Source organism: Acinetobacter sp. WCHAc060033 (assembly GCF_004209125.1).
In the GTDB taxonomy this organism is placed as follows: Bacteria; Pseudomonadota; Gammaproteobacteria; order Pseudomonadales; family Moraxellaceae; genus Acinetobacter; species Acinetobacter wuhouensis.
In genome coordinates this window covers 89,776-114,292 of record NZ_SGSW01000004.1, presented here as the reverse complement: position 1 = coordinate 114,292, position 24,517 = coordinate 89,776, and the positions used below count along the sequence as shown (strand labels likewise).

At 38.6% G+C, this 24,517-nt stretch carries 21 protein-coding genes; 12 read left to right on the top strand and 9 right to left on the bottom strand.

The features are described from left to right. Positions 1 to 96: 96 nt before the first annotated feature. Both EXE10_RS02820 and EXE10_RS02815 read right to left on the bottom strand, forming a co-directional pair. Positions 97 to 2,295 carry a phosphocholine-specific phospholipase C gene (locus tag EXE10_RS02820; protein ID WP_165382978.1) on the bottom strand — a complete coding sequence of 733 codons (2,199 nt, stop codon included), beginning with the start codon at positions 2,293 to 2,295 and terminating at the stop codon, positions 97 to 99. Positions 2,296 to 3,101: 806 nt separating this feature from the next. Beyond that, positions 3,102 to 3,803 (bottom strand): DsbA family oxidoreductase, encoded by a 702-nt coding sequence (locus EXE10_RS02815; RefSeq protein WP_130112278.1) that lies wholly within the window; start codon positions 3,801 to 3,803, stop codon positions 3,102 to 3,104. A 194-nt stretch (positions 3,804 to 3,997) separates the two neighbouring features. Here EXE10_RS02815 and EXE10_RS02810 point away from each other — a divergent pair, with 194 nt between their 5' ends. The 4 genes from EXE10_RS02810 (at position 3,998) to EXE10_RS02795 (ending at position 7,548) form a co-directional block, all read left to right on the top strand. Further along, a complete protein-coding gene (locus tag EXE10_RS02810) occupies positions 3,998 to 4,759 on the top strand; it encodes a hypothetical protein (RefSeq protein ID WP_130112277.1) in 762 nt (253 codons plus the stop codon). Between the two features lie 201 nt (positions 4,760 to 4,960). Next, complete coding sequence (locus tag EXE10_RS02805; protein ID WP_130112276.1) at positions 4,961 to 5,482, top strand: hypothetical protein; 522 nt, start codon at positions 4,961 to 4,963, stop codon at positions 5,480 to 5,482. Positions 5,483 to 5,917: 435 nt separating this feature from the next. Next, positions 5,918 to 6,436, top strand: a complete 519-nt coding sequence (locus EXE10_RS02800; RefSeq protein ID WP_130112275.1) for a Panacea domain-containing protein — start codon at positions 5,918 to 5,920, stop codon at positions 6,434 to 6,436. Further along, on the top strand, positions 6,433 to 7,548 hold the full coding sequence (locus EXE10_RS02795) for a hypothetical protein (protein WP_130112274.1): 1,116 nt from the start codon (positions 6,433 to 6,435) through the stop codon (positions 7,546 to 7,548). Before EXE10_RS02800 ends, EXE10_RS02795 begins: the two co-directional genes overlap by 4 nt. Positions 7,549 to 7,590: 42 nt before the next feature. Here the strand turns inward: EXE10_RS02795 and fadA are convergent, their stop codons facing one another. Both fadA and fadB read right to left on the bottom strand, forming a co-directional pair. Next, on the bottom strand, positions 7,591 to 8,763 hold the full coding sequence (fadA, locus tag EXE10_RS02790; RefSeq protein WP_087512598.1) for an acetyl-CoA C-acyltransferase FadA: 1,173 nt from the start codon (positions 8,761 to 8,763) through the stop codon (positions 7,591 to 7,593). A 12-nt stretch (positions 8,764 to 8,775) separates the two neighbouring features. After that, entirely contained in the window at positions 8,776 to 10,929 is a 2,154-nt protein-coding gene (gene fadB, locus EXE10_RS02785; protein ID WP_130112273.1) for a fatty acid oxidation complex subunit alpha FadB, read from the bottom strand. A gap of 513 nt (positions 10,930 to 11,442) precedes the next feature. Between fadB and lpxO the strand changes: the two genes are divergently transcribed. Both lpxO and EXE10_RS02775 read left to right on the top strand, forming a co-directional pair. Further along, positions 11,443 to 12,387 (top strand): lipid A hydroxylase LpxO, encoded by a 945-nt coding sequence (lpxO, locus tag EXE10_RS02780; RefSeq protein WP_068973889.1) that lies wholly within the window; start codon positions 11,443 to 11,445, stop codon positions 12,385 to 12,387. A 147-nt stretch (positions 12,388 to 12,534) separates the two neighbouring features. Beyond that, a complete protein-coding gene (locus tag EXE10_RS02775; RefSeq protein ID WP_130112272.1) occupies positions 12,535 to 12,951 on the top strand; it encodes a PH domain-containing protein in 417 nt (138 codons plus the stop codon). Between the two features lie 36 nt (positions 12,952 to 12,987). On the opposite strand, the gene EXE10_RS02770 is transcribed toward EXE10_RS02775, so the two are convergent. Next, positions 12,988 to 14,031, bottom strand: a complete 1,044-nt coding sequence (locus EXE10_RS02770; protein WP_130112271.1) for an AAA family ATPase — start codon at positions 14,029 to 14,031, stop codon at positions 12,988 to 12,990. Between the two features lie 195 nt (positions 14,032 to 14,226). Here EXE10_RS02770 and uvrC point away from each other — a divergent pair, with 195 nt between their 5' ends. The 4 genes from uvrC (at position 14,227) to EXE10_RS02750 (ending at position 19,072) form a co-directional block, all read left to right on the top strand. After that, positions 14,227 to 16,026 carry an excinuclease ABC subunit UvrC gene (gene uvrC, locus EXE10_RS02765; RefSeq protein ID WP_130112270.1) on the top strand — a complete coding sequence of 600 codons (1,800 nt, stop codon included), beginning with the start codon at positions 14,227 to 14,229 and terminating at the stop codon, positions 16,024 to 16,026. Between the two features lie 159 nt (positions 16,027 to 16,185). After that, complete coding sequence (locus EXE10_RS02760; protein WP_130112269.1) at positions 16,186 to 16,980, top strand: thioesterase family protein; 795 nt, start codon at positions 16,186 to 16,188, stop codon at positions 16,978 to 16,980. A 135-nt stretch (positions 16,981 to 17,115) separates the two neighbouring features. Further along, a complete protein-coding gene (pgsA, locus tag EXE10_RS02755; RefSeq protein ID WP_130112295.1) occupies positions 17,116 to 17,703 on the top strand; it encodes a CDP-diacylglycerol--glycerol-3-phosphate 3-phosphatidyltransferase in 588 nt (195 codons plus the stop codon). 208 nt (positions 17,704 to 17,911) lie between these two features. Further along, a complete protein-coding gene (locus tag EXE10_RS02750; RefSeq protein ID WP_068973883.1) occupies positions 17,912 to 19,072 on the top strand; it encodes a hypothetical protein in 1,161 nt (386 codons plus the stop codon). 70 nt (positions 19,073 to 19,142) lie between these two features. On the opposite strand, the gene EXE10_RS02745 is transcribed toward EXE10_RS02750, so the two are convergent. The 4 genes from EXE10_RS02745 to EXE10_RS02730 form a co-directional block, all read right to left on the bottom strand. Next, on the bottom strand, positions 19,143 to 19,361 hold the full coding sequence (locus EXE10_RS02745) for a hypothetical protein (protein ID WP_068973882.1): 219 nt from the start codon (positions 19,359 to 19,361) through the stop codon (positions 19,143 to 19,145). Positions 19,362 to 19,556: 195 nt separating this feature from the next. Continuing rightward, positions 19,557 to 20,180, bottom strand: coding sequence for a hypothetical protein (locus EXE10_RS02740; RefSeq protein ID WP_130112294.1), 624 nt, complete (start codon positions 20,178 to 20,180; stop codon positions 19,557 to 19,559). Between the two features lie 42 nt (positions 20,181 to 20,222). Next, a complete protein-coding gene (locus tag EXE10_RS02735) occupies positions 20,223 to 20,630 on the bottom strand; it encodes a DNA polymerase III subunit chi (RefSeq protein ID WP_087552256.1) in 408 nt (135 codons plus the stop codon). Beyond that, the gene (locus tag EXE10_RS02730; protein WP_130112268.1) at positions 20,623 to 22,086 is read right to left on the bottom strand and encodes a leucyl aminopeptidase; all 1,464 of its coding nucleotides are present in this window, start codon (positions 22,084 to 22,086) and stop codon (positions 20,623 to 20,625) included. Before EXE10_RS02730 ends, EXE10_RS02735 begins: the two co-directional genes overlap by 8 nt. A gap of 143 nt (positions 22,087 to 22,229) precedes the next feature. On the opposite strand from EXE10_RS02730, the gene lptF reads away from it, so the two are divergent. Continuing rightward, on the top strand, positions 22,230 to 23,330 hold the full coding sequence (lptF, locus tag EXE10_RS02725; protein WP_130112267.1) for an LPS export ABC transporter permease LptF: 1,101 nt from the start codon (positions 22,230 to 22,232) through the stop codon (positions 23,328 to 23,330). Then, on the top strand, positions 23,330 to 24,400 hold the full coding sequence (gene lptG, locus EXE10_RS02720; RefSeq protein WP_087552258.1) for an LPS export ABC transporter permease LptG: 1,071 nt from the start codon (positions 23,330 to 23,332) through the stop codon (positions 24,398 to 24,400). Before lptF ends, lptG begins: the two co-directional genes overlap by 1 nt. Positions 24,401 to 24,517: the final 117 nt, after the last annotated feature.

Genomic DNA, 24,517 nt, shown 5'->3' with positions numbered 1-24,517 from the left:
TAATGAAGTATACATCTCAGTATTCTGAAGCAAGCAACCGAATACTGAGATTGCTTGCTTTTAAAAGTGTGTCTAAAGGTTAAAAGCTGACAGACCTTAATTTAAAATATAGCCAAAAGCAGGATCACTTACACCATGCTGACCTGTTTCAACTCGCCCTGCAAAGCGACGATAAAAATTCATTGCTTCTTTGCAAGTGACTTCAAAATCATACCAATGCCCTGAGTCTTTCAATGACCATGACAGGATTTCTTCAGCATTTGGTTTGATTATTACAGTTTTAGCCTGTTGTGAGAAATAGGCTTTGTCTTTGACTGTTAGGGTGCAGTTTTGTGAACCTGTATTGTGCAATTTTAAATAGACATCCCCTTTTTCTAAATCATAGCAAACTTGGATTTCAGGCAGTATTTTTGCAGTCGTTAATTCTTGGAAATTACCTTTAAAATAGCGTAAGAATCCATTATGACTCAGTACCCAAAGATCATACTGATGATTGTTTAGTGACCAAATATCCTCAAGCTGTTTATTTGCTTCAACCACATAACGACGAGGAAATTGATCTAAGGCAAGTTTATCATAGACATGGAATACAGCCCCTTGCGTACCTGCATTGGCAAATTTAAGTGTTATATCGTTGGCTGAAGTTACAGCGCTGTTATGCAGTACATAAGGCAAAGCACGTGAAGGGCGACTTCCTGTTTCTTGTTTTGGTAGTTGTTGATTTGATGGTACTGGAATTTGCAATAAAGCACCTTGAGCGATTGCAATCGCATCAGCTTCTGCCTGTGTTTTCTTGCCATTTAAAACAGGTAACTCCAATTTATTAGGATTTTTAAAATCAAAAGCAGAGGTCAAATCTCCACAAATAGCGCGTCGGAAAGCGCTGATATTGGGTTCTTGAACATTGAAGCGTTTTTCTAAGAACTGAATCACTGATGTATGGTCAAAACTTTGAGAATTGACCCAGCCACCACGACTCCACGGTGAAATGATATACATCGGAACACGAATCCCAGGCCCAAAAGGTTGTCCATCACCGATAGACTTCCCATCTTTACGTGCTTCTAGTTTTGGCTGTTTGCTGAATCCTTCTGGGAATGGATAATTGCAATATTCATAAGCCATGTCTGCATCACTAAGGGTAGTTTTACCATAAGTTTTGCCGGTGTTGTGCTCATAATAAGGCGGGCATGGTGGCGCGACATGATCAAAATAACCATCATTTTCATCATAGTTAATGATCAGTACCGTTTTACTCCATACATCTGGATTTGAGGTTAATGCATCCAATAACTCTTGGACATACCAGCCACCTTGTACTGGTGATGACGGTGATGGATGTTCAGAATAAAGCGCTGTAGGCACGACCCATGAAACTTCAGGAAGTTGATTGTTCAATACATCCTTTTTAAGCGTATCAAATAGTCCTTGATTGGGGAGTGTATTGGCAATTCCTTTAAATAATGGATTATTCACATCATCAATCGCAGGGTCATAGGCAGGGCTGATGACTTTGCTGTCGCTAGAAACTTGACGTTCTTTAGGCGCTTTTTCGTTGGCTGCACGAAATTGGCGGAATGTGATGAGCTGATTACAACCAAAATTATCTGGCATATTTTGATAGACTCGCCATTTCACACCTGCTGCTTCTAAACGCTCGGCATAGGTTGTCCAAGTCAGCCCGACTGAAGAAGGGCCGATTGAACTCTGCTCATTATTCAGCATATTTACACCAGCAGGCTTAGGACCATTGCTTCCCGTGTAATAAAACAAGCGATTGGAATGTGTTCCTGTATGCATGGCACAATGGTTGTTATCACAGACTGTAAATGCTTCAGCGAGTGCATGTTGGAAAGTCAATTCTTTGGGTGAATAATAAGACATTGAATGGTCTTTTTTGATTTTTGGCCAACTGTCCATGCGACCACCATCCCATGCATCTTGAGAATCGATCCATGTATGCGGTGTGCTATTGAGACGTTGTGCATTGCCTTTAGCACTGTCTAATTCATACGGTAGTACTTCTTTGCCCAAGGCATTGAGCTGTTGCCAAACTGTACGATTATTGGCAAGTGGAATGGTAAAGCGATCACCAAATCCACGATAGCCTTTACGTGTACCATAATAACTATCAAAAGAGCGGTTTTCTAACATCAGCATGACCACATGTTTGACATCTTGGATCGTACCAGTTTGATTGTTGGCATCAATCGCTAAAGCTTTTTGAATCGAGTTTGGAAAGGCTGCCATCGCGCCTAAGCCCGTCAAACCTTGTAAAAAGTGACGTCGATTCATTTTTATTGTTTTCATGTTTTAATTTTCCTCGAATTATTTCTATTAAGGTGCACAATTCAGTTTAGGTGTATTGGGCTTGTTTTCTGATGAATCATCATCATTACAAGCACTGAGTCCAAAACTCATCATAATAAAAAATCCTAAGAGGATAATTTGGCGTGTTTTTTTTATAAAAGGAGGGCTGTTCATTGACAATTTGCTTCCATGAAGTTGAGTCAAGAACATAGGAAAGGCGAGTTGCAAAGATGTGACTGTGCTTTGACAGATTCATGAATTTCAAAACATCTTGAAATGTAAAAAAGCTAAGTTGTTTATTTTTAAAATAAAGAAATAGGTTGTGAAATTTTTATAAAAATATAGGAGAAATGTGATCACGTCATGCACAGATTGTGGATAACTTCGATCTTATCCACTCGGAATTTTTTAACAAATCAACAAAAAATCCTCCAAAATGGAGGATTCATTGTCTTAGAAACTAAGAAAATACAAACAACGTGGGATATACATCAAAAAATAAAAAGAAAACTACAGCGCGATAAATTTGTAAAAATACAATTTCTAAAAATATATTAATAGATCAAAAAAAGCTTGAACAGTTCTATTTACGCAACGCTCTATTGCAAAAATGACACAAAATAAATGAAAAAATGTCAGTAAAAATAAGTAAAAGAAATATAAAAAATTCTTTTAAAAATTGAGACCCAAACTTTTAAGTTGAATCTCAATAAAATTGTAATTGATCAAATTAGGTAAAATTCTTGCGAGCATTTCACCTGTTCGTGATTTGATTATTGTGTCATTCAGATTTATTTATTCGGCACTTCGCAAGATTCATCATTACACGTTGGAGCATCTGGTTGCTCAACTTCAACATCATTGGCTGATTCAAGGGCTTTTTGCATCACTTGAACAAAAACCTCACGTGGTTGCGCACCTGCCAAAGCCACACGTTGATCAAATACAAAGAATGGAACGCCAGTCACTTTGAGTTGATCATGCGCCACTTCTTCATCAAACTTCACAAAATCAGCAAATTCTTCAGAATTAAGTACATCATCCACTTCAACAGGATTTAAACCAATACGTGCAGCAACATCTTCAATTGTTTCACGTTCACCAATCGGTAAACCTTGCGTCATATAGCTATAGAAAAATGCTTCTTTGGCTTCTGAACCTAAACCTTTGCTTTGTGCAAGGTGAATAATACGATGCGCGTTAAAGGTATTGCCAGAATTGGCATTTTCCCAATTAAACTCAATGCCTTCTTCTTTTGCCATCGCTGCGATATTACGTTGCATTTCTTCAACTTCAGCAATGGTACGACCATATTTTTGTGCTAAACGTTCAGAGTTAGACACTTCTTGGCGTACAGGTGCTTCTGGATCAAGTTCAAAGCTGTGCCAATGTACTTCGAGTTCAACACCGACTTGTTCAGCAGCAGCTTCAAAACGTTTTTTACCGATATAGCAAAAAGGGCACACCACATCTGACCAAATATCTACACGCATGGGAAATCTCTAAAATCGAATAATGAACAATGATGGGGTTGTTGGAGAGAAATTTAAAGGGACTTTTTGAATAGAAAATGGATTTACTGTTGTGGAGTCATAGGTATTTATCGCTAATATGGATAAATAACATACAGTTTTTTATAATTTCATATATATTTTGAGATATGAACGATGATATGTGGAGTGAGAGAATGCGACGAACGTTGCTGATTGTGATAAGCCTTGTTTTGGTGATTCTCTTAGCCATCGGTGGCTTTCTTTACTATGACCATACTTCGATTAAAAATGAGGAAGCCAATCGCCAAGCATTCGATTTTGTGATGACAGAAAAAATGCGTCAACTTTCTGAGCAAGCTCAAGATCGCTCTAAATCGGTTCAGATTGATATTCAGGATGCACGTTTAAAAGGTGACTATAAAACGCTATCTGAGTTTTTATTGGCTTATTGGGTACGGAATGTCGATACTCGAAATGCTTATTTAAATCAATTGGCTGCTGCCAAATGGGATCAGTTTTTAGATGTAAATCGACTTGATCTAGATCGAAAGCAAAATTATGCAGAAACTACGCAAATGTTGAGCACGGTACGTCAAGCCATGCAACAGTATCAGCAAAATAATACACAAAATAAACAACAGGCATTGCAACAATTAAAGCAATTGGATTTGCGCAAAGATCTAAAACAACCTTTGTTGGATAAATTACAGCAAAATGCAAAAGTTGATCCTGAAAATGCTTTGATTTTAAATGAATTACAGATTTTAGCCAAAGCTGAAAAAATGTTTGAACTGTTAAAAACTCATGAATGGAAAAAGCAGGGCAATCAAATTCTGTTTAAAGAAGATGTACAAGTGAAACAGTTTAATCAGCTTTATCAGGATGTGTTAAAGCTCAATAGCCAAATCAACTCCAAGAAAGAGCAAAATGCGGAGGTTTTGGCAGATGAGTTATAAACTTTTAAATAAATAGGCTTTTTATGGTAAACATCTATGTATTTATCATCATTTGATAAATTAATGCTATGGGATTTACCGTTTATCTAAGTTTTGATGAATCAAAACGTGGTTTGCTGTAGCCTATTTTATACCCAATTTATTTTTACTCGATCATATTGTTATCCATGATATGACGATCCATTTTTACAGGTGAAATGTATGAACTTTATCAAAGCTTCGATACTTGTAACTACACTGAGTTCTATTTTTTTAACCAGTGTTCAAGCTGAAGAAGTCACAACTTTGCCAACCATTAAAGTGATGGCAGATGCTGAGTTGCGTGATGAAGAAGTCAAAATGGCACCTTTGCAAGAAGATAAAAATGTCCGTAAAGCTTTGCAGAAAAAAATAATTAAAAGTGAGCAAGATATTCAAAATTATGTGATTGGTGATAATGCCAATATAGTGAATGTTCAACCGAAAGCACCGCAGATAGATATGAGCGGTTTAAGCCCAATGATGCAGGAATATGTTTTGGCAGTTGCAACTGGATTACAGTCTTCTGACCCGACGTCTGGTTTGATGACAATGTTGCAACCTGTTTCGATGGGGCTTACACGTGATCAAGCGATTGAGGCTGTTAAAAATGGTTCGTTTAAATTGAATATAGATACAGATCGTTTGAATTTGATGATGGGTGATAATAAGTGGCAAAATAATTTGCCGACGAATAAGCGTTAAGCTGAATATGATGTTGAAAAGCCAATCAGATGATTGGCTTTTTTGTTGTATATTAATGCTTTCACTTAGTTTTTTATTATTATTCAGGGGGGATTTAAGAGTTTTTATGAAAGCTAATACATAGTAAAGTATAAAAAACATCTTAGTTCTATATTTAGAATATAATGTTAGAAAGTTGATTAAAAAGAATTTTTCAATATTATTGGTGCAAAAGTAAGTGAACCGTTGTAAAGTTAGAATTCTAAAATTTTTTAGTAATTTACAATGTTAAAACGAATTTGAAAACATACACTTTATTTTAAGCATTTAGAAATTTAAGAGACATTACTTGTCGTTTACTTTAAGAAGTTTGTATACAAGCTAATTTATATGATGATAATAGAGTTAATAAAATATTTTAAATTTTTTTGTTAAGAAACGAAGGAGGTCTATCTGATGAAAGCTTTAGATATGGCAAATTACATAGTATGGTATGCAAACTCAGAGCATACAGATTCGGATCTGACAAATCTCAAACTACAGAAAATTTTGTACTATGTAACCACAACATTATTCAAAAAAAATATTTTAGATAATTCTTTTAATGAAGTTATTGGGAAATGGAAATTAGGACCAGTATTTCCATCTGTTTATCATGAGTTCAAAAATTTTGGTGGAAGACCTATTACCTCGACAATACCAACTATTAAATACATAAACAATCCTCATGATGAATCAGATTTTGATTTTGAAATTGAGGAGTTTGACGGTGCTTATTTTGAAGTATGTCATGAACTTGAATGCTCAATTGCGCGAAAAGTTGTAGATGCTTTAATTCAAAAAGATGCTTTTGAATTGGTTAATATGACTCATAAAGAACCTGCTTGGTTTAATTATGAATCATTAATTAAAGAAGGCGATCGCACTCTAGAATACAATACGTCTGAACTTAAGGATGCTAGAAATATCATATGAGTTTAGAAAATTGTATTAAAGTTCATTTAGACCCCTCTGTAACTTTTGAAGATAATAAAGCTATTATTTTATTAGTTGCTGATTTTCTAAAATTAGTTGCTGCTTACATTGTTACAGATTCAGGGGAAACTTTTTATGATATCCCTTATGGGAGAATCACTGAGGTTGTATTTATTAATGATAGCCGAGTTAATAAAAGTGAGCTTAATGACCTTCAAGGTGCTGTAGAGAAAAAAATCAGAGAATATATCCTTAAAAAAGGAGTACCTGATGATATTTGCCATATTTTTGATTCATTCGAGCTAGAAGATAGAGATAATCAACTTCCTATACTTTGTATTAAGCATATTATTGGCTGCTATAGAAAGTTAGTAAGCCATATTGAACTGGCTCATATTCAAAAAATTTTCATATTAGAAAATGTACGAGTTGCAGAAGAGAAAGCCTATGCTATAAGTGAAAATCTTAATCAAGCAAATGAAACCATTACTGAAATGGTAGCTAATGTTGAATCTGCATATAACTTAGCAGAATCAGGTAGTCGAGATGCTCAACTAGCATTAAATGCTGCATTAGAAGCAAAAAATGAAGTTGAAAAAACAGCACATTTAGCATCGGATGGTAGTCGACGGGCACAAGAAGCTATTTCTTCTGCAGAAGAAATTAAAGTTGCTGTTGAAGATAATAATAAATTTGCTCAACAAGCATTAGATGAGGCTAAACAAGTAAAACAAGAGACAAATGACCTAACTATCCAATTCATAACAATTTTAGGTATTTTTGCAACTATCATTATTACTGTTTTTGGTGGGATTAGTGTTGTTAAGGCTGCTTCAGAGTTATTATCCTCAGGAAGGACTAGTATTATTCTAGTAAGTTTTACAGTTGGGGTATTAATGTGTTCTTTAATATCTTTAGTGATTCTTCTAACTAGCTGGATTAATAGTGTACAAAGTAAAGATTATAAGAAATTAGATGAGATTAGATGGGGCATACTGACAGGATTTTTCTTTATTACATTTTTCTTAGGTCTCCATATTCTTACAAGCGATAAATTTGATATTCAAGAAAAACCTGATACGTCTAAACAAAATACCATTAACTCTAATTAAAAAACCCCGCACTAAGCGGGGTTCTTTTCACGTATTTAAAACTTAAACACGTTCGATAATTGTTGCGATACCTTGACCAAGACCGATACACATGGTCGCAAGACCGATTTGCGTATCCTGCTGTTCCATAACGTTTAACAGAGTAGTCGTGATACGCGCACCAGAACAACCCAATGGGTGACCCAATGCAATCGCACCACCGTTCAAGTTAATGATGTCTTGCTTGTCATAGATGTTCAAACCTTTCATTACAGAAAGACCTTGAGCAGCAAACGCTTCATTTAACTCGATGGTTTGGATATCATTCATACTCAAACCAGCACGTTTAAGCGCTTTTTGAGTTGCAGGAACTGGACCATAACCCATGATCGCTGCATCACAGCCTGCAATCGCCATAGAGCGGATGACAGCACGAGGCTTAAGACCAAGCGCTTGAGCACGTTCAGCAGACATGAGCAACATTGCAGATGCACCATCAGACAAAGCTGAAGAAGTCGCAGCAGTTACTGTACCGCCTTTCGGATCAAATACAGGACGTAACGCTTTGAACGCTTCAAGGTTAGCATCGGCACGGATCACTTCATCGATATCGCAAAGTTGTTTGAAGCCATTTGCATCATGACCTTCAACACCAACGATTTCATTTTTGAAACGACCTTCCTGAGTTGCAGCCCATGCACGACGGTGAGATTCAACACCGAACGCATCTTGTTCATCACGAGAGATACCATTCATACGACCTAACATTTCAGCGGTTAAGCCCATCATGTTAGACGCTTTTGCATAGTGCTTAGATGCTTCAGGGTTTAGGTCGATGCCGTGCATCATACCGACGTGACCCATGTGCTCAACACCACCGATGATGAAAATATCACCTTGGTTGGTTGCAATTTGTGCCGCAGCAGTGTGGATCGACTGCATAGACGAACCGCAAAGACGGTTAACCGTTTGACCACCAACAGTTTTAGGAAGATCAGCTAACAGCACGATGTTACGAGCAATGTTCATACCTTGCTCTAAAGTCTGGTTCACACAGCCCCAGATCACATCTTCAACTTCATTGACATCAAACTGGTTACGAGCAACTAAAGCACGAACCAATTCAGCAGATAAGCTGTCAGCACGTACATTGCGGAACATACCGTTTTTGGTTTTACCCATTGCAGAACGTACGCCATCAACGATGACAACGTCACGCGGATTTAAAGTAGCCATTCACGTCGCTCCTTAACCGTAGAATTTTTTGTTGTTAGCAGCCATGTCACGCAACATTTGTGGCGCTTCATAAGCCTTACCTAAGTGTGCATATTTGTCACAAAGTGCAACGTATTCAGCAACACCTGTCTGGTCGATGTAACGGCATGGACCACCACGGAATGGAGGGAAACCTACACCCATGATCATTGCCATATCTGCTTCAGACGCAGTAGAAACGATGTTGTCTTCTAAGCAACGAACAGTTTCGTTACAGAACGTCAGCATCATACGGTCAATGATTTCCTGAGCATCAAACTCGTGCTTTTCAGTCGTTGCCATAGATGCAACAAGCTCGTATGCAGCTGGATCAACCACTTTGGCTTTTTTACCTTTACGATCAAGTTCATACTTGTAGAAACCAACGTCATTTTTCTGACCAAGACGTTTGTTTTCGTACATGATTTCGATCGCGCCTTTATAATCAGGCTTCATACGGTCAGGGAAACCTTCCGCCATCACTTCTGCGCCGTGTACACCTGTGTCGATACCAACAACGTCGATCAGGTATGCAGGACCCATAGGCCAGCCGAATTTTTCCATTACTTTATCAACTTGCTGGAAGTCAGCACCGTCTTTAAGTAACAGGTCAAATGCACCGAAGTAAGGGAACAATACACGGTTTACAAGGAAACCTGGGCAGTCATTTACAACGATTGGTGTTTTACCCATTTTCTGAGCAAGAACTACAGTCGTTGCAATCGCTTCTTCAGAAGTTTTTTCACCACGGATCACTTCTACCAATGGCATCATGTGAACTGGGTTAAAGAAGTGCATACCGACGAAGTTTTCAGGACGCTCTAATGCATTTGCAAGACGTGTGATTGAAATCGTAGACGTGTTTGATGCAATGATCGTATTCTCACGAACTTTTGCTTCAGTATCACGTAATACAGCTTCTTTGATTTTTGGATTTTCAGTCACAGCTTCAATCACGATGTCGACTTCTTTGAATTCGTCATAGCTTAAAGTTGGACGGATGCGAGCAAGGGTTTCACCCATTTTCGCAGGAGTCATGCGTTTGCGTTCAACCTGTTTGGTTAACAAGCCATTTGCTTCAGACATACCCAAAGCAAGTTGTGGATTACCAATATCTTTCATGATGATTGGTGTGCCTTTGCTTGCCGCCTGGTAAGCAATACCGCCACCCATGATACCCGCACCTAAAACAGCTGCTTGGTTAACAGGGTGCGCACCTTTTTCATGTTTCTTAGATGCTTTTTTCACAACCTGGTCATTGATGAATAAACCGATCAATGCACCTGCTTGTGGGGTAATCGCAGCTTTAGCAAATGCTTCAGCTTCAATTTTCAACGCAGCATCACGACCTTGGCTAACACCCGCTTGAAGTGAATCAAGAAGAAGTTTTGGCGCAGGGTATTGAGCAGGGTTTGCTTTGGCAAGAACCACGCCTTTAGACGAGTTAAACGCCATCATCTGTTCAAGCATGTCTAACTTAACAGGCTCTAATTTTTCCTGACGTTTTGCTTTCCAGTTCAGACGACCCGAGATTGCCTGTTTAACAAGGTCAATCGCAGCGTCCTGTAATTTGTCTGCAGCAACAACCGCATCTACAGCACCATCTTTCAGTGCAGCAGCAGGTTTTTTGTTTGCAGAAGTAGCAATCCACTCAACTGCATTGTCGATACCGATCACACGGCTTAAACGGACTGTACCACCGAAGCCAGGGATGATGCCCAGTTTAACTTCTGGCAGACCAACTGTTGCAGCTTCTGACATGACACGGTAGTCACACACCAAGCACATTTCAAAACCGCCGCCCAGCGCAATACCATTGATCGCTGCAACTTTAGGAACTTCTAAATCTTCAAATGAGTTGAAAATTTCATGAACAGGCATTGCCCATTCTACAATTGCGCTTTCGCCTTGTTTGAAATTGTCACCGAATTCAGTGATGTCTGCACCAACGATGAATGTTGATTTACCAGATGTAACGATTAAGCCTTTCACTTCGCTGTTATTTTTTACAGCTTCAATGGCAGCTTTAAAGTCTTCAATCGTTGCACGGTTGAATTTGTTAACCGACTCACCTTGTAAGTCAAAGCGGAATTCTGCGATTCCGTCCGAAAGCATTTGGACGGTAATGGCATTGCCAGCGTGGATCATGCCCTGATCTCCTTTTTTGGAGGACTTCTAAGTTGATGTTCTGAAGTGTGTGTGCAATTCCCGCACACATTTCGACTTCTCTAATCTTACGATAACTATATCTAAAAAGAACCTAACAAGTTGTATCAAGCCGTGACGCAAGGGTCATCAATTTTTTTGTTGCAAAAACTTGTTCTGGATTAAACAGTATGTGCATGAAATTCTAGAAATGAAGCAAAGCAAATGTTTAATTTAAGTTTTTTCATAAAATAAAGGAAATATTTAGGTTATTAAAAAGCATTTTAAGTATGAATAAAAAATAAGTTTTTAGTCATTTTGGTCAATTGATTGTATCAATCCAAAAGAACACAGCATTTTCAAGTGAGTTTTATATAAGGTGATTTCTTTTTACGATTGGCATTTTACGTACTATTTTTGTTAAGATTTACCATTGATAGTCTCATTGATTGAGATTTTCATTGCATTAGCAATCCTTTATTGCTCGATTACCCTTACTAATGAAATGAGTGCTGTATGATTAAATGGATCATATTGGCGATTTTTGTGATGTCTGCATTGTATATCCAAAATCGCGGTAAAGTGCGTCATTCGTTTTATCGTCAGTTCTTTGACCATTCTACGATACTCGCACCCATCAATTTCTTGATGTACATGTTTTCTAAAGTGCCGAATCAACCCTATATTGACACTCAACATTTTAAAGACTTAAAAGTGTTGGATGAAAACTGGGAAATGATTCGTGATGAAGCGAAAGCACTTTATGCCAAAGGTGGGATTAAAGCATCTAGTAGCTATGATGATCTGGGCTTTAACTCGTTTTTTAAAACAGGCTGGAAGCGTTTTTATCTGAAATGGTATGACTCAGCGCATCCTTCAGCGGCAGAACTTTGCCCAAAAACCACTGAATTGTTAAAAACATTACCGACCATTAAAGCTGCGATGTTTACTGAGCTTGCACCTGATAGTCGTTTAGTCCGTCACAGAGACCCTTATGCAGGTTCATTGCGTTATCACTTGGGTTTATTAACGCCAAATGATGATCGTTGTTTTATTGATGTGGATGGTCAGCGTTATTCATGGCGTGATGGTGAAAGTGTGGTATTTGATGAAACTTATATTCACTATGCTGAAAATACCACAGACCAAAACCGTATTATTTTCTTTGCCGATGTAGAACGACCATTAAAAGCTAAATTTATGGAACGTTTTAATCATTGGTTCGGTCGAAAGGTCATGACTGCGGCAAGTTCTCCGAATGAAGCAGGTGACCAAACTGGCGGTTTAAATAAGGTTTTTGGTTATGTTTACCAATTCCGTATTAAAGCCAAAGCATTGAAGCAGAAGAATCGTCAACTGTACTACTTCTTGAAGTGGTTCATCATGTTAGGTCTATTCTTCTTGATTTTTATTCGACCTTATATGTCACAAATCATGGCATTCTTTCAAAAGTTGTTTTGATTGTATTGAAATATCTAAACGCTCGAAAGGGCGTTTTTTTATGCCTTGAATTTGTGTATTCACACTAAGGAAAAATAAAGCAATAAATCCATGAAATAATTATGGGTTTTGGTTAGAATCATGTGAAATATACATGGGTTGATAGAGATGCAAACATTTCGAAGCAAAATTGATTGGTGGGTTTTTGGCTTTATTGTTGCGATGTCTGGTTTGCTCATTCAGCTTCTAGTCACCATGTATGCCAAAGGAACAATGCAGGAATATCCTGAGCATACTACCGTGTATATTTTGACTGTGATTTTGCTTTGGTTGCCGTTGTTGACGACACGTTATGTGATTAAAGATCGGACTTTAACGATTCATACTCTTATCTTTAAATGGGTGATTCAATTGGATGATATTCAAAAAGTCAGCCCAACAGATCATTTGGATGTATCGCCTGCATTGTCTTTGAAGCGGTTTAAAATAGAATATTTGAAAGATGGAAAGTCTAAACAAATATTGGTTTCACCGAGAAATCCACAAAAATTTTATGAGCTAGTAAATACGAATTATTCTAAATGATCAGTGAGAAAAAGTATTTCCTGAGTTTCCAAGCTTTTATAAAACGTGAAATTCAGCATTGTGGTAATCAATCCTGATGTCATTATTTTCAGGATGATTTAAAAAATAAATGGCTAAAACTGGCTCAAGTTCAGTCCTGATTTTCCGTGCTAAATGCCGTGCGCCAAAACGAATATCATGATCTTGATAAAAATAGGCTTTGGCAGCATTTGTTAAATGAACAGTTCGTTTTTGATGTAGTAAACGCTGATTAAGCTTTTCCAGTTCGATCTCAACCAATCGTGGTAAAGCATCTGATTGTACTGCTTGATAATGCAAAGTTCGATCAATCCGATTGAGAAATTCAGGATCAAATTTACGATACATGACTTTTTCAATAATGGTCTGTGTTGGTATGCGTTTGAGGCAGATGTCCTGTATTTTTTTTGGTAAAAACTGTATTTTCTCCAAATATTGCTGTGCTGCCTGTGCACCAATATTACTGGTCATAAAGATCATACAGTTTCTAAAATCTATGGTTTTTGTCCCTGCGGTTAAGGTCAGCTTTCCTGTTTCTAGAATATTCATCAAGCCACGAATTACTTCGGTAGAAGCTTTTTCTAACTCATCAAAAAGTACAATGCCTGGACGGGTATGTGAACCAGCAATTGCAGTTTCATCAAAGAGGCTATGACCTTCTTTTGAACCGACATAGCCAGGCGGTGCGCCTGTGATGGCTGCTGTATAATGCTCTTGTGCCAAAGTATTCATATCAATGCGACAAAAGGCATCGGCTTGTCCATAAATGGCTTCCGCAATTAATCGTACAGTTTCAGTTTTCCCTACACCAGTTGGGCCAAGCATCAGCGTGACCGAAAGCGGTTTATCGGGTGGAGAAAAATCAGCTTTAACCACATGCAACATTTTCGATATTTCATCTAATGCTTTTTCTTGCCCAATAATATGTTTACGCAAATGCTGCATCACTGTTTTAGGTTCAAAATGAAAACGTGATTTTCCTAGACTCCGATCTTTCTCAGATCTGCCATGCGTGGAAGTGGAAGGCTTTACGATATGGATTGCTGCATTTTCAATGCTCATTCAAATTGAACCTAACTTGATCAATGAATAAATTTATCACTTGAGCATAGCAAAAATTAAAGGGCTGACTAATAGCTTTTAGCAATGGGATAATCGGTGAACTCTTTGTTTCTACACGCTTAGTAAATAAATTGCTTGAAATTGGAATAAAAAGCATCACATCATGGGATGGAGTTGAAAAGAATTAGGGCAATAGTGAACGAAAACGCACGTGAAAATATCGAAAAGATTTTAGCCAATATGACTACATTGCCGGGTGTCTATCGCATGCTCGGTAAAGAGGGGGAATTGCTCTATGTTGGAAAAGCCAAAAATCTAAAAAATCGTGTGTCGAGTTATTTTGTTAAAACCATTGAACATCCTAAAACGCAGGCTTTGGTCGCTCGAATTTATGATATTGAAACTTTAGTTGTTCGTTCTGAAACTGAAGCCCTATTACTTGAACAAAACCTGATTAAACTGCATCGTCCGCCCTATAACATCATGCTGCGCGATGATAAATCCTATGTTTATATTTTCGTGTCAGCAGATAAACCTTATCCACGAATTGCATCGGGACGGGGTAAAGGTAAACATCAAGTCGGCAAGTTTTTTGGTCCTTATCCGAGTGCTTATAATGCACGAGATACGCTTTTAGTTTTGCAAAAATTATTTAATGTCCGTCAATGCGAAAATAGCTATTTTTCACAACGCAAACGCCCATGTCTGCAGTACCAAATCAAACGCTGTACTGCGCCATGTGTCGGTCTGATTTCACCTGAAGCCTATAACGAAGATGTACAAAACTCGATTCGCTTTTTAAATGGTGATACCAAAGAATTGAATCAAGAATTGATTCAAAAGATGGAACAGGCTGCTGAAAATTTAGAATTTGAAAAGGCGGTATTCTATCGTGATCGTATGGCTTTATTGCGTGATGTGCAGGCGCAACAGGCAATTTATAAAATTAAAGGCGAAGCCGATATTCTCGCGATTGCTTACCAAGCTGGGGTGACCTGTGTACAGATCATGCATGTACGCAACGGTAAAATGCTCGGTGGAAAAAGTTATTTTCCTGACATGTTAGGCGATGATTTGGGGCAAATGTTATCCGACTTTATGGCGAATTTCTATTTCCAAGTTGCAGATGAAGTGCCAAGTGAATTGATTGTGAATGTTGAAGTTTCTGATCGTAAAGAGTTGGAAGAAGCACTACATCAACAGTTCGAGAAGAAAATTCAAATCAAACATAGTGTCCGAGAAACCCGTGCGGAATGGCTCGAACTTGCAGAAATGAATGTTCAGCATGCGATTAAAGGTAAGTTAGCCAATCATTTAGAACTGAATGAGCGTTTTCATCAGCTTGAAGAATTCTGTGGTCGCCCAATCGACAGTATCGAATGCTTTGATATTTCCCATACGATGGGCGAAGCAACGATTGCTTCATGTGTGGTGTTTGATACAGGTGGCGCACGCAAGCGTGATTATCGACAATTCTCGATTGAAGATATTACTGGTGGAGATGACTATGCAGCGATGCGTCAAGCTTTGACTCGTCGCTATAAAAAAGCCATGTTGCCTGATTTATTACTCATTGATGGTGGTAAAGGGCAATTACACATGGCAATGGAAGTGATGCAAGAGTTGGGACTCGATGCCTTTATGGTCGGTGTATCGAAAGGTGAGGGACGTAAGCCTGGCTTAGAAACATTACATTTTACCGATGGTACAAAAATCCAGTTGCCTGAGGACAATAAAGCTTTGCATTTGATCCAACAAGTACGTGATGAAGCGCATCGTTTTGCTATTACGAAGCATCGTGCAAAACGTGATAAACGCCGTGGTGGTTCGGTTTTGGAGGCAATTCCAGGACTTGGGCCAAAGCGTCGTCGTGATTTACTCACCCATTTCGGGGGGATTCAAGGTGTACTCAAAGCTTCTGAACATGATTTGAAATTGGTACCTGGTTTGGGAGATGTCATGGCAAGAACCATTTATAAGGTTTTGCATGAATAATCCTTTTAATTACTAAATTAAGCCTATTGGTAAAACAGTCATACTTGTCGACCATAAGTCGCATTCGCCTAAATGCTCACTGACGCACCAGTCATTGATCATTTCCTTATCTTCAAAAATATGAAAAAGTAGTTTCAGAATATAAAATCAGGATTGATCATGTCATTGGAACAATTATTTCAACAAATTGAGCGACAGCAATGGATTGATATTCCACAAGGTTGGCTACAAGGACGGACGATTTTTGGTGGTCTAGTTGCAGGCATGTTGATTTACAAAGCAACCACGACGATCAATGATTCAGAGAAAAAACTGTTGAGCTGTAGTGTGACTTTTGTTGGGCCTGTAGACGAAGCACAGGTCAAATTGACGGCTGAAATTTTACGTGAAGGTAAGTCGGTCACGACGATTGAAGTACGACTTTGGCAAAATGATGCCGTACAAAGTATTTTGATTGCGAGTTTTGGCAGTCAACGTGAGTCGAAAATTAATGTTCCATTGGGAGTTCAACCCGTTGAGTTTCCACCAGTAGATCAACTGAATATTGTTCCAAAATATCTGCCATTTCCTGAATGTGTGAAAAATTTCCAATTGGCATGGACGGATGGACATTATCCAATGTCAGGCAGTAAAGAGCCTGACTTTAAGGGCTGTTGTCGCTTTGATCCAGAAGTGCATGCTAATCGTGAGATGAATTTGGCTGATTTAGTCACTTTAATGGATGTTTGGCCACCAGGTGTATTACCAATGTTTCGTAAACCTGCACCTGCAAGTTCATTAACATGGCATTTAACCTTTATTCATCCATTACAAAGTCAGCTTAATGATTGGTTTAAATATCACGTGATTACTGATTTTGCAGAACATGGTTATTCAGCTGAACACGCTTACTTGTGGGATGCGCAAAATCGTTTGATTGCAATCGCTCGGCAGACTGTGACTGTCTTTGCTTAGCAGGCTTTGCTTAACTGAGAGTTTGTATAGTCGACAGTTTCATGTGAATCGTATAAAGTAATAGCGAAATAGAGCATACTCTAAATTATCATTTGCCTGTTATTCGGGTAAATAGGGGACTCAGTGGCGGTATCTATGACTACAGGTCGTATCCTGAATATTCCAAATATCTTGACGCTCGCTCGTATTGCGTTAATTCCTGTGTTTTTAGCTGTTGCATATTGGCCACCTGCGATTGGTGTGGGTGGACATGAGGGGAGTATGACGCGTCATATTATCCTGACTGCGATTTTTGTCATTGCGGCGGTGACAGACTGGTTTGATGGTTATCTTGCGAGAACCTTGAATCAAACCTCTGCATTTGGGCGTTTTTTAGATCCAGTCGCAGATAAACTGATGGTTGCAGCTGCACTCATTGTACTGGTGCAATGGCAGCCGACGATTACGATGGCATTTGCTGCGATTGTGATTATTTCCCGTGAAATTACGGTATCTGCTTTACGTGAGTGGATGGCAGAGTTAGGTGCGCGTACCAATGTTGCGGTATCTACAGTGGGTAAATATAAAACTGCCTTTCAAATGATTGCGATTACAGTATTTTTATTAAACTGGCAACCTCTTGAATTATTGGCGTATGGCTTGCTCTACACTGCCGTGATTCTAACTTTATGGTCGATGTTTATTTACTTAAAAGCTGCGTGGCCGTATTTAAAACAGCCTTAATGTTTGAATTTAATAAAAATATTGAATATCTAAGCCTTTCCTAGTGAAAGGCTTTTTTATTGTCAAAAGCAATATCGTGCTTTTTGTAAGGTTAAATTTTGCGGAGTTTCTGATGAGTTATGCTATATTTCATACAGAAAAAATTAAGAATTAAGCTGTCACAGAAAGTTTAAAAGTATCCTGTTGCCAGCCACATCAAGGAATATTCATGTCTGCATTGCTGTATTTATCGAATAATAATGTGTATTTATTTGATGAGAATAAAACGATTACTGTCCCATTTCAGTCGATTGATCAATATAAAAAGAACTTAGTTGAAATTCAACAACGTAAAGATTGGAAAACCAAAGGCACAGGCGCTCAGTTTATGGGAATGCGCTCGCAAGAGGATGAAGCCGATTTAAATCATATTTTCCCTACAGATATGATTTTGACTTCTGATCAAAAATTGATTTATAGCGCCTGCTTACAAGATGGCGTTTCGATCAATATTAAGTCATTGGATAATCTGCAAGAAACAGAAGGCTTGATTTTACGTAAGAATGATTTTGTCGTCCAAGATATGGCGTATGATGAATCGAAGCGACGTTTAGCTTTGTCGGTTAACACAGACCACTATGAGCGCCACATTTGTATTTTACCTTTGGATGCCAATCGTACACAGTATTTAACTGAGGGAGAATGTCAGGATTCAAACCCATGTTTTGATCCGCGAGATACAATGCAGTTGTATTATGACTCTTGTGGTTTAGGCATCGGAGAGCATCGTATCGCGTTTAGCCCGAAAGAAATTTGTCATTTAGATATGGGGACTGGTGAGCTAGAAACCATCGCCTCCGATCCAAAGTTTGATTTCTTTAAACCGAAGATGGATGGTTTGGGAAATTTATATTTTATTAAGCGTCCTTATATGCGTGATGGCTATACCAATTCGCCAGTAACAACATTTAAAGACATTATATTTGCGCCGTTTAAAATTATTCGTGCCATTGTGGGTTGGTTAGATTTTTTCACCCAGCGCTATACAGGTGAATCGTTAAAAACTACGTCTGGAAATAACCCCGCCAAATCACAACAAAAGTCTGAAGAAGAGTTATTTGTTGAGGGGAACTTGATTAAGTCACAACAGAACTTAGAACGAAATCAGAAATTAGGCGAAAAATATCCAGGAACCATTCCAAATTCTTGGGAATTAATCAAAATGACACCATCTGGTGAAATGACAACCTTAAAAAAGGGTGTGATGAGTTTTGCCTTGAACGGTGATTCAATTTTCTATTCCAATGGTAAGTATTTGATTGAAATGGATGCCAATCTGAATGAAAAATCACTGGTCGAAGCGAAGTTAATTTCAAAAATTGTTTGTTGATCATTGCTCGATAAAAAAGCCCAACTAATCTTGAGTTGGGCTTTTTAATTTCAATCTAGGGCAGAGAATATCAGTTCTTAATGATGGTTAAAGACGTTTGTCCAAAATGTGGTTTGATATTTCCTACATCACCCAAAGAAAACGTACCTTTTTCCGATTCACGGCTGAGGAAGACAGACAGAGATTGGAAGTCTGCACGACTGATCAATAAATCTTGTATAGAGACCGTCCATTTTTCACCAGAACGGAGTTGAGCAATTCGGTTTGAAATTTGGTTGGGTAGATCCATTTTATTTATCCCGATAAATACGAGCTTGTGTCTTTATTGGGAGCAACATAAAGACCGAGTTCTCGTTAAATTGTTCAGTGAAGTTTCCCTCATGCAAGATGATCAACACCTTGCGATATGACCATCTTGTGACATTTATATTTCATTATCGTGACAAGCTAAAAAAGTATTTAGAAATAAAACAGATAAGCTTTTCTATTTTTCTGCTGAAAAATTTGAGTTTGCTAAAATATACTCAATTTCTTCTTTTGCTGCGATTTGCAGTTTATGACGAAAAGCTTCTACGGCTTGTTCAATCTGCGTTTCAGCTTCTAGTTCAAGACGTAAGCGCACACTTTCAAGTTCAGAGACAATTTGTGCATCATCAACACGGAATTGACCATTGGCATAGTCGATCGCAGGTGTATCAGGATTTTTGGTGTATTTGTCACTATATTCTAAAATTTCAGAATCAATTTGCTGACGTAAATTTTGTAGAGTCTGTTTTTGTTGTTCAAATTGTAATAACTCATCTTTGATCAATGCTGAATTATAAGCTTGTTGTTGCGCACGTTTTTCAGCCAATGATTTTTCTAAAGCCAGCTGTTTACGAAGTTGTGCTTCTTCTATCAATTGTGCTTTTAAGTCTGCATAAGCTTGTTCAATTTTCAGTTGAGCCACTTGCATTTGACGCTGATCATTATCCAACCAGTTAGGGATATCTGTTACAGGGCTTAAAAGATCACAGATGCGGTTGAGGTCATCTACAAAAGTTTGGCGTACAGCTTCAGGTGTATCTAACCAACGCTTTTTAAAATCTTGACCGACATTTAATGTCACCACGCATCTCCTTGAAATAAAAGCATACAGATTGAAAATAAATTAAAGTTTATAGGTTTGAGGTGCAATTCCCATCCGTCGATAGGCTTTAAATTTCTCTCGACCGAGTTGTTTTGCAGATTCATCATTTTCAATGATTTCTATAATGTGACTAAATTGTGTCGCAGGATCAAGTGCTTGATTGTTAAAATTAAACACAATCCATTCAGATGATTCAGGTAATTTTGAAGAAATACAAATCGGTGCGTCAGTTTGATCAATACCATGCGCTAAGAAACTGCTCGGATCAAAGCTCCATAAGCGTTCATCAAGTTGCTGTTGTGTAACGGTATCAGGGCAATGCAGCCAAATTTTAGCTGCATTTCGCAAAATTTTACGACATAAACGACAGGCACTTTCGACCTGTCGTTCAGGACTTTTTTCAAACAAATAAAAGCTAATTTTAGCCATTCTTTTGATCACGGTTGGTTTTCGCACGATTGGCAATGAATTGCATCAACAATGGCACTGGACGACCCGTCGCGCCTTTGTTTGCACCAGAGTTCCACGCCGTACCTGCGATGTCTAAATGCGCCCAACGGTAGTCTCGTGTGAAGCGTTGCAAGAAACACGCTGCTGTTACAGCCCCTGCTTTTGGCCCACCAATATTGGCAATGTCAGCAAAAGGAGAATCAAGTTGTTCTTGATAGTCTTCATAGACAGGCATGCGCCATACACGGTCAAATGCCGTATGACCAGCTTCAGTAATTTCAGCAGCCAATTCATCATCAGGGGTAAATAAGCCAGAAACAACTGAACCAAGTGCAACTACACATGCACCTGTCAGTGTCGCAATATCAATCACTAGGGCAGGATTGAAGCGTTTGATATAGGTCAGTGTATCGCAAAGGACTAAACGACCTTCGGCATCGGTATTTAAAATTTCAACCGTTTGCCCACTCATCGTAGTTACAATATCGCCTGGGCGAGTTGCATGACCTGAAGGCATATTTTCTGCCGCTGCAATTGCACCGACTACATGAATTGGTAATTTCGCTTCACACAGCGCACGAATTGTACCCAGTACAGATGCTGAACCACACATGTCAAACTTCATTTCATCCATGCCTAGACCTGGTTTCAATGAAATACCACCAGTATCAAATGTCACACCCTTACCAACAAGGACAATCGGTGCTTGGTCAATATCAGCTTTATATTCAAGGGTAATGACACGACCTGGGCGATCAGAACCTTTACTGACTGCTAAGAAAGCATTCATGCCTAAGTCGGCAAGTTGTTGCTCTTCAAGTACCGTTACTTTTAAAAGGTCTGGAAATTCTGCAGCCAAAGCACGCGCTTGTTCTGCTAAATATTCAGGGAAGCAAATATTGCCAGGGCAATTGCCTAAGTCGCGAGTATAGTTTTGACCATTTTGAACCGCTTCAATAAAGCTGAGTTGATCTGTTGTTAAGCTTGAAGAAGTTGCAATGAATTCAATGGTTTCTAAGTTAAATTCATTTTTCTTAGATTTGAATTCATCATAGCCATAGGCTGCTTGAGTGAGGCTTAATGCAAATAAGTAATGCAACTCTGTCGGAAGTGCAGAAATATCAATACTGATCTGTTTGAATTTTTTTTGTGATGCTTTGATAATTGTTTGTGCGATTTTTGCTAATTTCGCCACTTTCACTTCAGATGCTTTATCGATCCCGAGCAAAGTACATTGTGTAACTTGAGTGAGTTTAGCAATCAATGGTAAAGTTTCATTGAAACTCGCTTTGAATTGTGTAGCTTCAATTAATGTATCTAAATCACTGATTTTATATGCTTCTTGAGCTTGTTTGGTATTTTCAGAATCCACCAGAATATATAAGGACTGGCTAGATGTAGACGCTGAAAACGATGTATTGATCGTAAGTTTCATGTGTTGTCTTTGTGCCTTGTTTACATTTCAAATCATTAAACCATTGAACCACTTCAAATGGTAGAATTTCAATCTAGTTTTATAATTTTAACTTCGGGTAAACTAACAGCACTTCACGTTTAGCCCTTATTTGGAAGATTAATTTGATTATTCGACGTTACCTCGTCAAACAAGTTGTTTCGACTTCATTGGTCGTCGTTGCCTTATTGACACTCATTTTTATGGGCGGGCAGCTGATTAAGCAATTCGGTCGTGCGGCTATGGGGCGGATAGATCCAAGTATCCTATTTAGTATCATTGGCTTTCGTTTCCCTGAATTTCTTATTCTGATTCTTCCATTGGGTTTCTTTATTGGTTTGATGTTGGTTTTTGGTCGCCTATATGTTGACCATGAAATGGCGGTTTTAAACGGCAGTGGGATTAGTCGAATCCAACTGGCACGCTTACTTATCCCGCTTACTTTGGTGTATTTGATTGCACAAAGTGTTTTGATGGTGTGGATGGCACCCGCAGGACTTCGCCAATATGAACAATTGATGTCGACGCAAGCGGTCAAAACAGGGTTTGATTCCGTACGACCCCGTGAGTTTATTTCAGCAGGGATGTATACCATCTATGCAGGTTCTTTGTCTGAAGATCGTAAAAATCTAAAAGATGTATTCGTTTATAAACGTGCTGAAAAAACTGGAAAACCTGACGAAATTATCCTTGCCAAAGAAGCGACCCGTATTGAAATTGCCAATGATGCTGCCAGTGTGGTCGACTTGGTTCAAGGGCATCGTTATGAAATTTATCCGGGTTCTGCCAAATACTCCCAAGCAGAATTCCAAACGTGGCGTTTACGTATCGAAAGTGACAAAGAAGCCAAGTACGATAGTGGTGATGTTGAAGCACTTTCATTCAACAAGTTATTGGATGCTAAAGATGATCCTGTGATTCAAAGTGAGTTGGGGTGGCGAATATTTGTACCTTTTTCGATGGTTGTTGCACTCATGTTGGCAACAGCATTATGTGAAGTGACGCCACGACAAGGTCGTTATTTAAAGCTTTTCCCAGCCTTATTAATTTTTGCAAGCTTAATCGCAGTGTTAATGGCAGTCCGAACACGAATCACCAAAGATGAAATCGGGATGTGGGCATATCCAGCTGTATTGCTAATTTATGCGGTTTTTGCCGCCTTATTCGCGCGTAAGCAGAAATTAGCCCCTAAGATTAAAAAACAGATTCAGCGAGTGAGATCATAATGTTAGCACGTAGAATTGTCGCCAAGCATGTGACTAAAACCACGATGCTCGCTATGTTGGGTGCAACAGCGATTTTATCTGGCTTACAAATATTATTTACCTATCTCGGTGAGCTCAGTAGTTTAAAAGAAGGCTATAGCGCGTGGAATGCATTGCAATATGTTTTGTGGGGATCACCAAAGTATCTCTATGAAATTTTGCCTATTTCAGCGTTGATTGGTGCAATTCTCGGGCTTGGTTCGATGGCATCCAATAGTGAATTGATCGTCATGCGCGCATCAGGGATTAGCCTTTGGCGTATTGTTGGTTGGGTGATGCGTTCGTCACTGGTCTTGGTTATCCTATCTTTTGCTTTGAGTGAGTTTATTGTCCCTTATACCAGTGAACAAGCGAAAAGCATCAAAAATCATCGCAGTGCGGCAAAATTAGGTGAAGTGAATGGTTACTGGACACGAGAAGGGCAACGCTTTATTTACATCAATTACGCCAACTCACAAGGTGCATTAAAGCAAGTTCAAGTTTTGGATTTTGATGATCAATATCGTTTGAAATCAGTGCTAGATGCTGAAAAAGGGCAGTTTCTTAAAAATGGTCAATGGGACTTACACGACAGTGCTCAGATGAACATTTTAGAAAATGGTCAGTCTCAACTTGCCAACCAAAATCAACAAACTTTAGCGTTGGCACTACAACCTAAATATGTGCATATGGTGACGATTGACCCTGAAGACTTAGCACCAAGCCAGTTGCTAAGTTTTATGAAATATATGCATGAATATAGCCAAGTACCAAAAACCTATCTTTTAGCGTTTTGGAAAAATGTCGGTTCACCGTTTGCCTTACTGGGGCTAGTTTTGATTGCTTGCTCATTTATTTTTGGGCCATTGCGTCAACAGTCGATGGGCTTTCGCTTAGTGATCGCATTGTTTGTGGGCTTAGGTTTCTATTACATCCAGGACTTTTTAGGCTATGCAAGTTTGGTCTATGCGCCTTCTCCTGCTTGGTTTGTATTCCTGCCGATCGTACTGATGTTTGGTGTGGGGAGTTATTTACTTTATCGCGCCCGATAGCCTGTAAATTAGAGAATTGAATCAAGTTTTAGTCGAAAAGCATTTAGATTAGAAATTCTGATGATGGGGATAAATTATTGCCATCGTCGAAACATAGAGTCTGCCGTAAAAAAACGG

Coding starts and splice junctions, on each gene's coding strand:
- lpxO (WP_068973889.1), top strand. CDS start 11,443: ATGATTAAATGGATCATATTGGCGATTTTTGTGATGTCTGCATTGTAT.
- EXE10_RS02805 (WP_130112276.1), top strand. CDS start 4,961: ATGAACTTTATCAAAGCTTCGATACTTGTAACTACACTGAGTTCTATT.
- EXE10_RS02730 (WP_130112268.1), bottom strand. CDS start 22,086: ATGAAACTTACGATCAATACATCGTTTTCAGCGTCTACATCTAGCCAG.
- EXE10_RS02820 (WP_165382978.1), bottom strand. CDS start 2,295: ATGAATCGACGTCACTTTTTACAAGGTTTGACGGGCTTAGGCGCGATG.
- pgsA (WP_130112295.1), top strand. CDS start 17,116: ATGACTACAGGTCGTATCCTGAATATTCCAAATATCTTGACGCTCGCT.
- EXE10_RS02795 (WP_130112274.1), top strand. CDS start 6,433: ATGAGTTTAGAAAATTGTATTAAAGTTCATTTAGACCCCTCTGTAACT.
- lptG (WP_087552258.1), top strand. CDS start 23,330: ATGTTAGCACGTAGAATTGTCGCCAAGCATGTGACTAAAACCACGATG.
- EXE10_RS02775 (WP_130112272.1), top strand. CDS start 12,535: ATGCAAACATTTCGAAGCAAAATTGATTGGTGGGTTTTTGGCTTTATT.
- fadA (WP_087512598.1), bottom strand. CDS start 8,763: ATGGCTACTTTAAATCCGCGTGACGTTGTCATCGTTGATGGCGTACGT.
- EXE10_RS02815 (WP_130112278.1), bottom strand. CDS start 3,803: ATGCGTGTAGATATTTGGTCAGATGTGGTGTGCCCTTTTTGCTATATC.
- EXE10_RS02800 (WP_130112275.1), top strand. CDS start 5,918: ATGAAAGCTTTAGATATGGCAAATTACATAGTATGGTATGCAAACTCA.
- EXE10_RS02750 (WP_068973883.1), top strand. CDS start 17,912: ATGTCTGCATTGCTGTATTTATCGAATAATAATGTGTATTTATTTGAT.
- EXE10_RS02760 (WP_130112269.1), top strand. CDS start 16,186: ATGTCATTGGAACAATTATTTCAACAAATTGAGCGACAGCAATGGATT.
- EXE10_RS02810 (WP_130112277.1), top strand. CDS start 3,998: ATGCGACGAACGTTGCTGATTGTGATAAGCCTTGTTTTGGTGATTCTC.
- fadB (WP_130112273.1), bottom strand. CDS start 10,929: ATGATCCACGCTGGCAATGCCATTACCGTCCAAATGCTTTCGGACGGA.
- EXE10_RS02770 (WP_130112271.1), bottom strand. CDS start 14,031: ATGAGCATTGAAAATGCAGCAATCCATATCGTAAAGCCTTCCACTTCC.
- EXE10_RS02745 (WP_068973882.1), bottom strand. CDS start 19,361: ATGGATCTACCCAACCAAATTTCAAACCGAATTGCTCAACTCCGTTCT.
- EXE10_RS02735 (WP_087552256.1), bottom strand. CDS start 20,630: ATGGCTAAAATTAGCTTTTATTTGTTTGAAAAAAGTCCTGAACGACAG.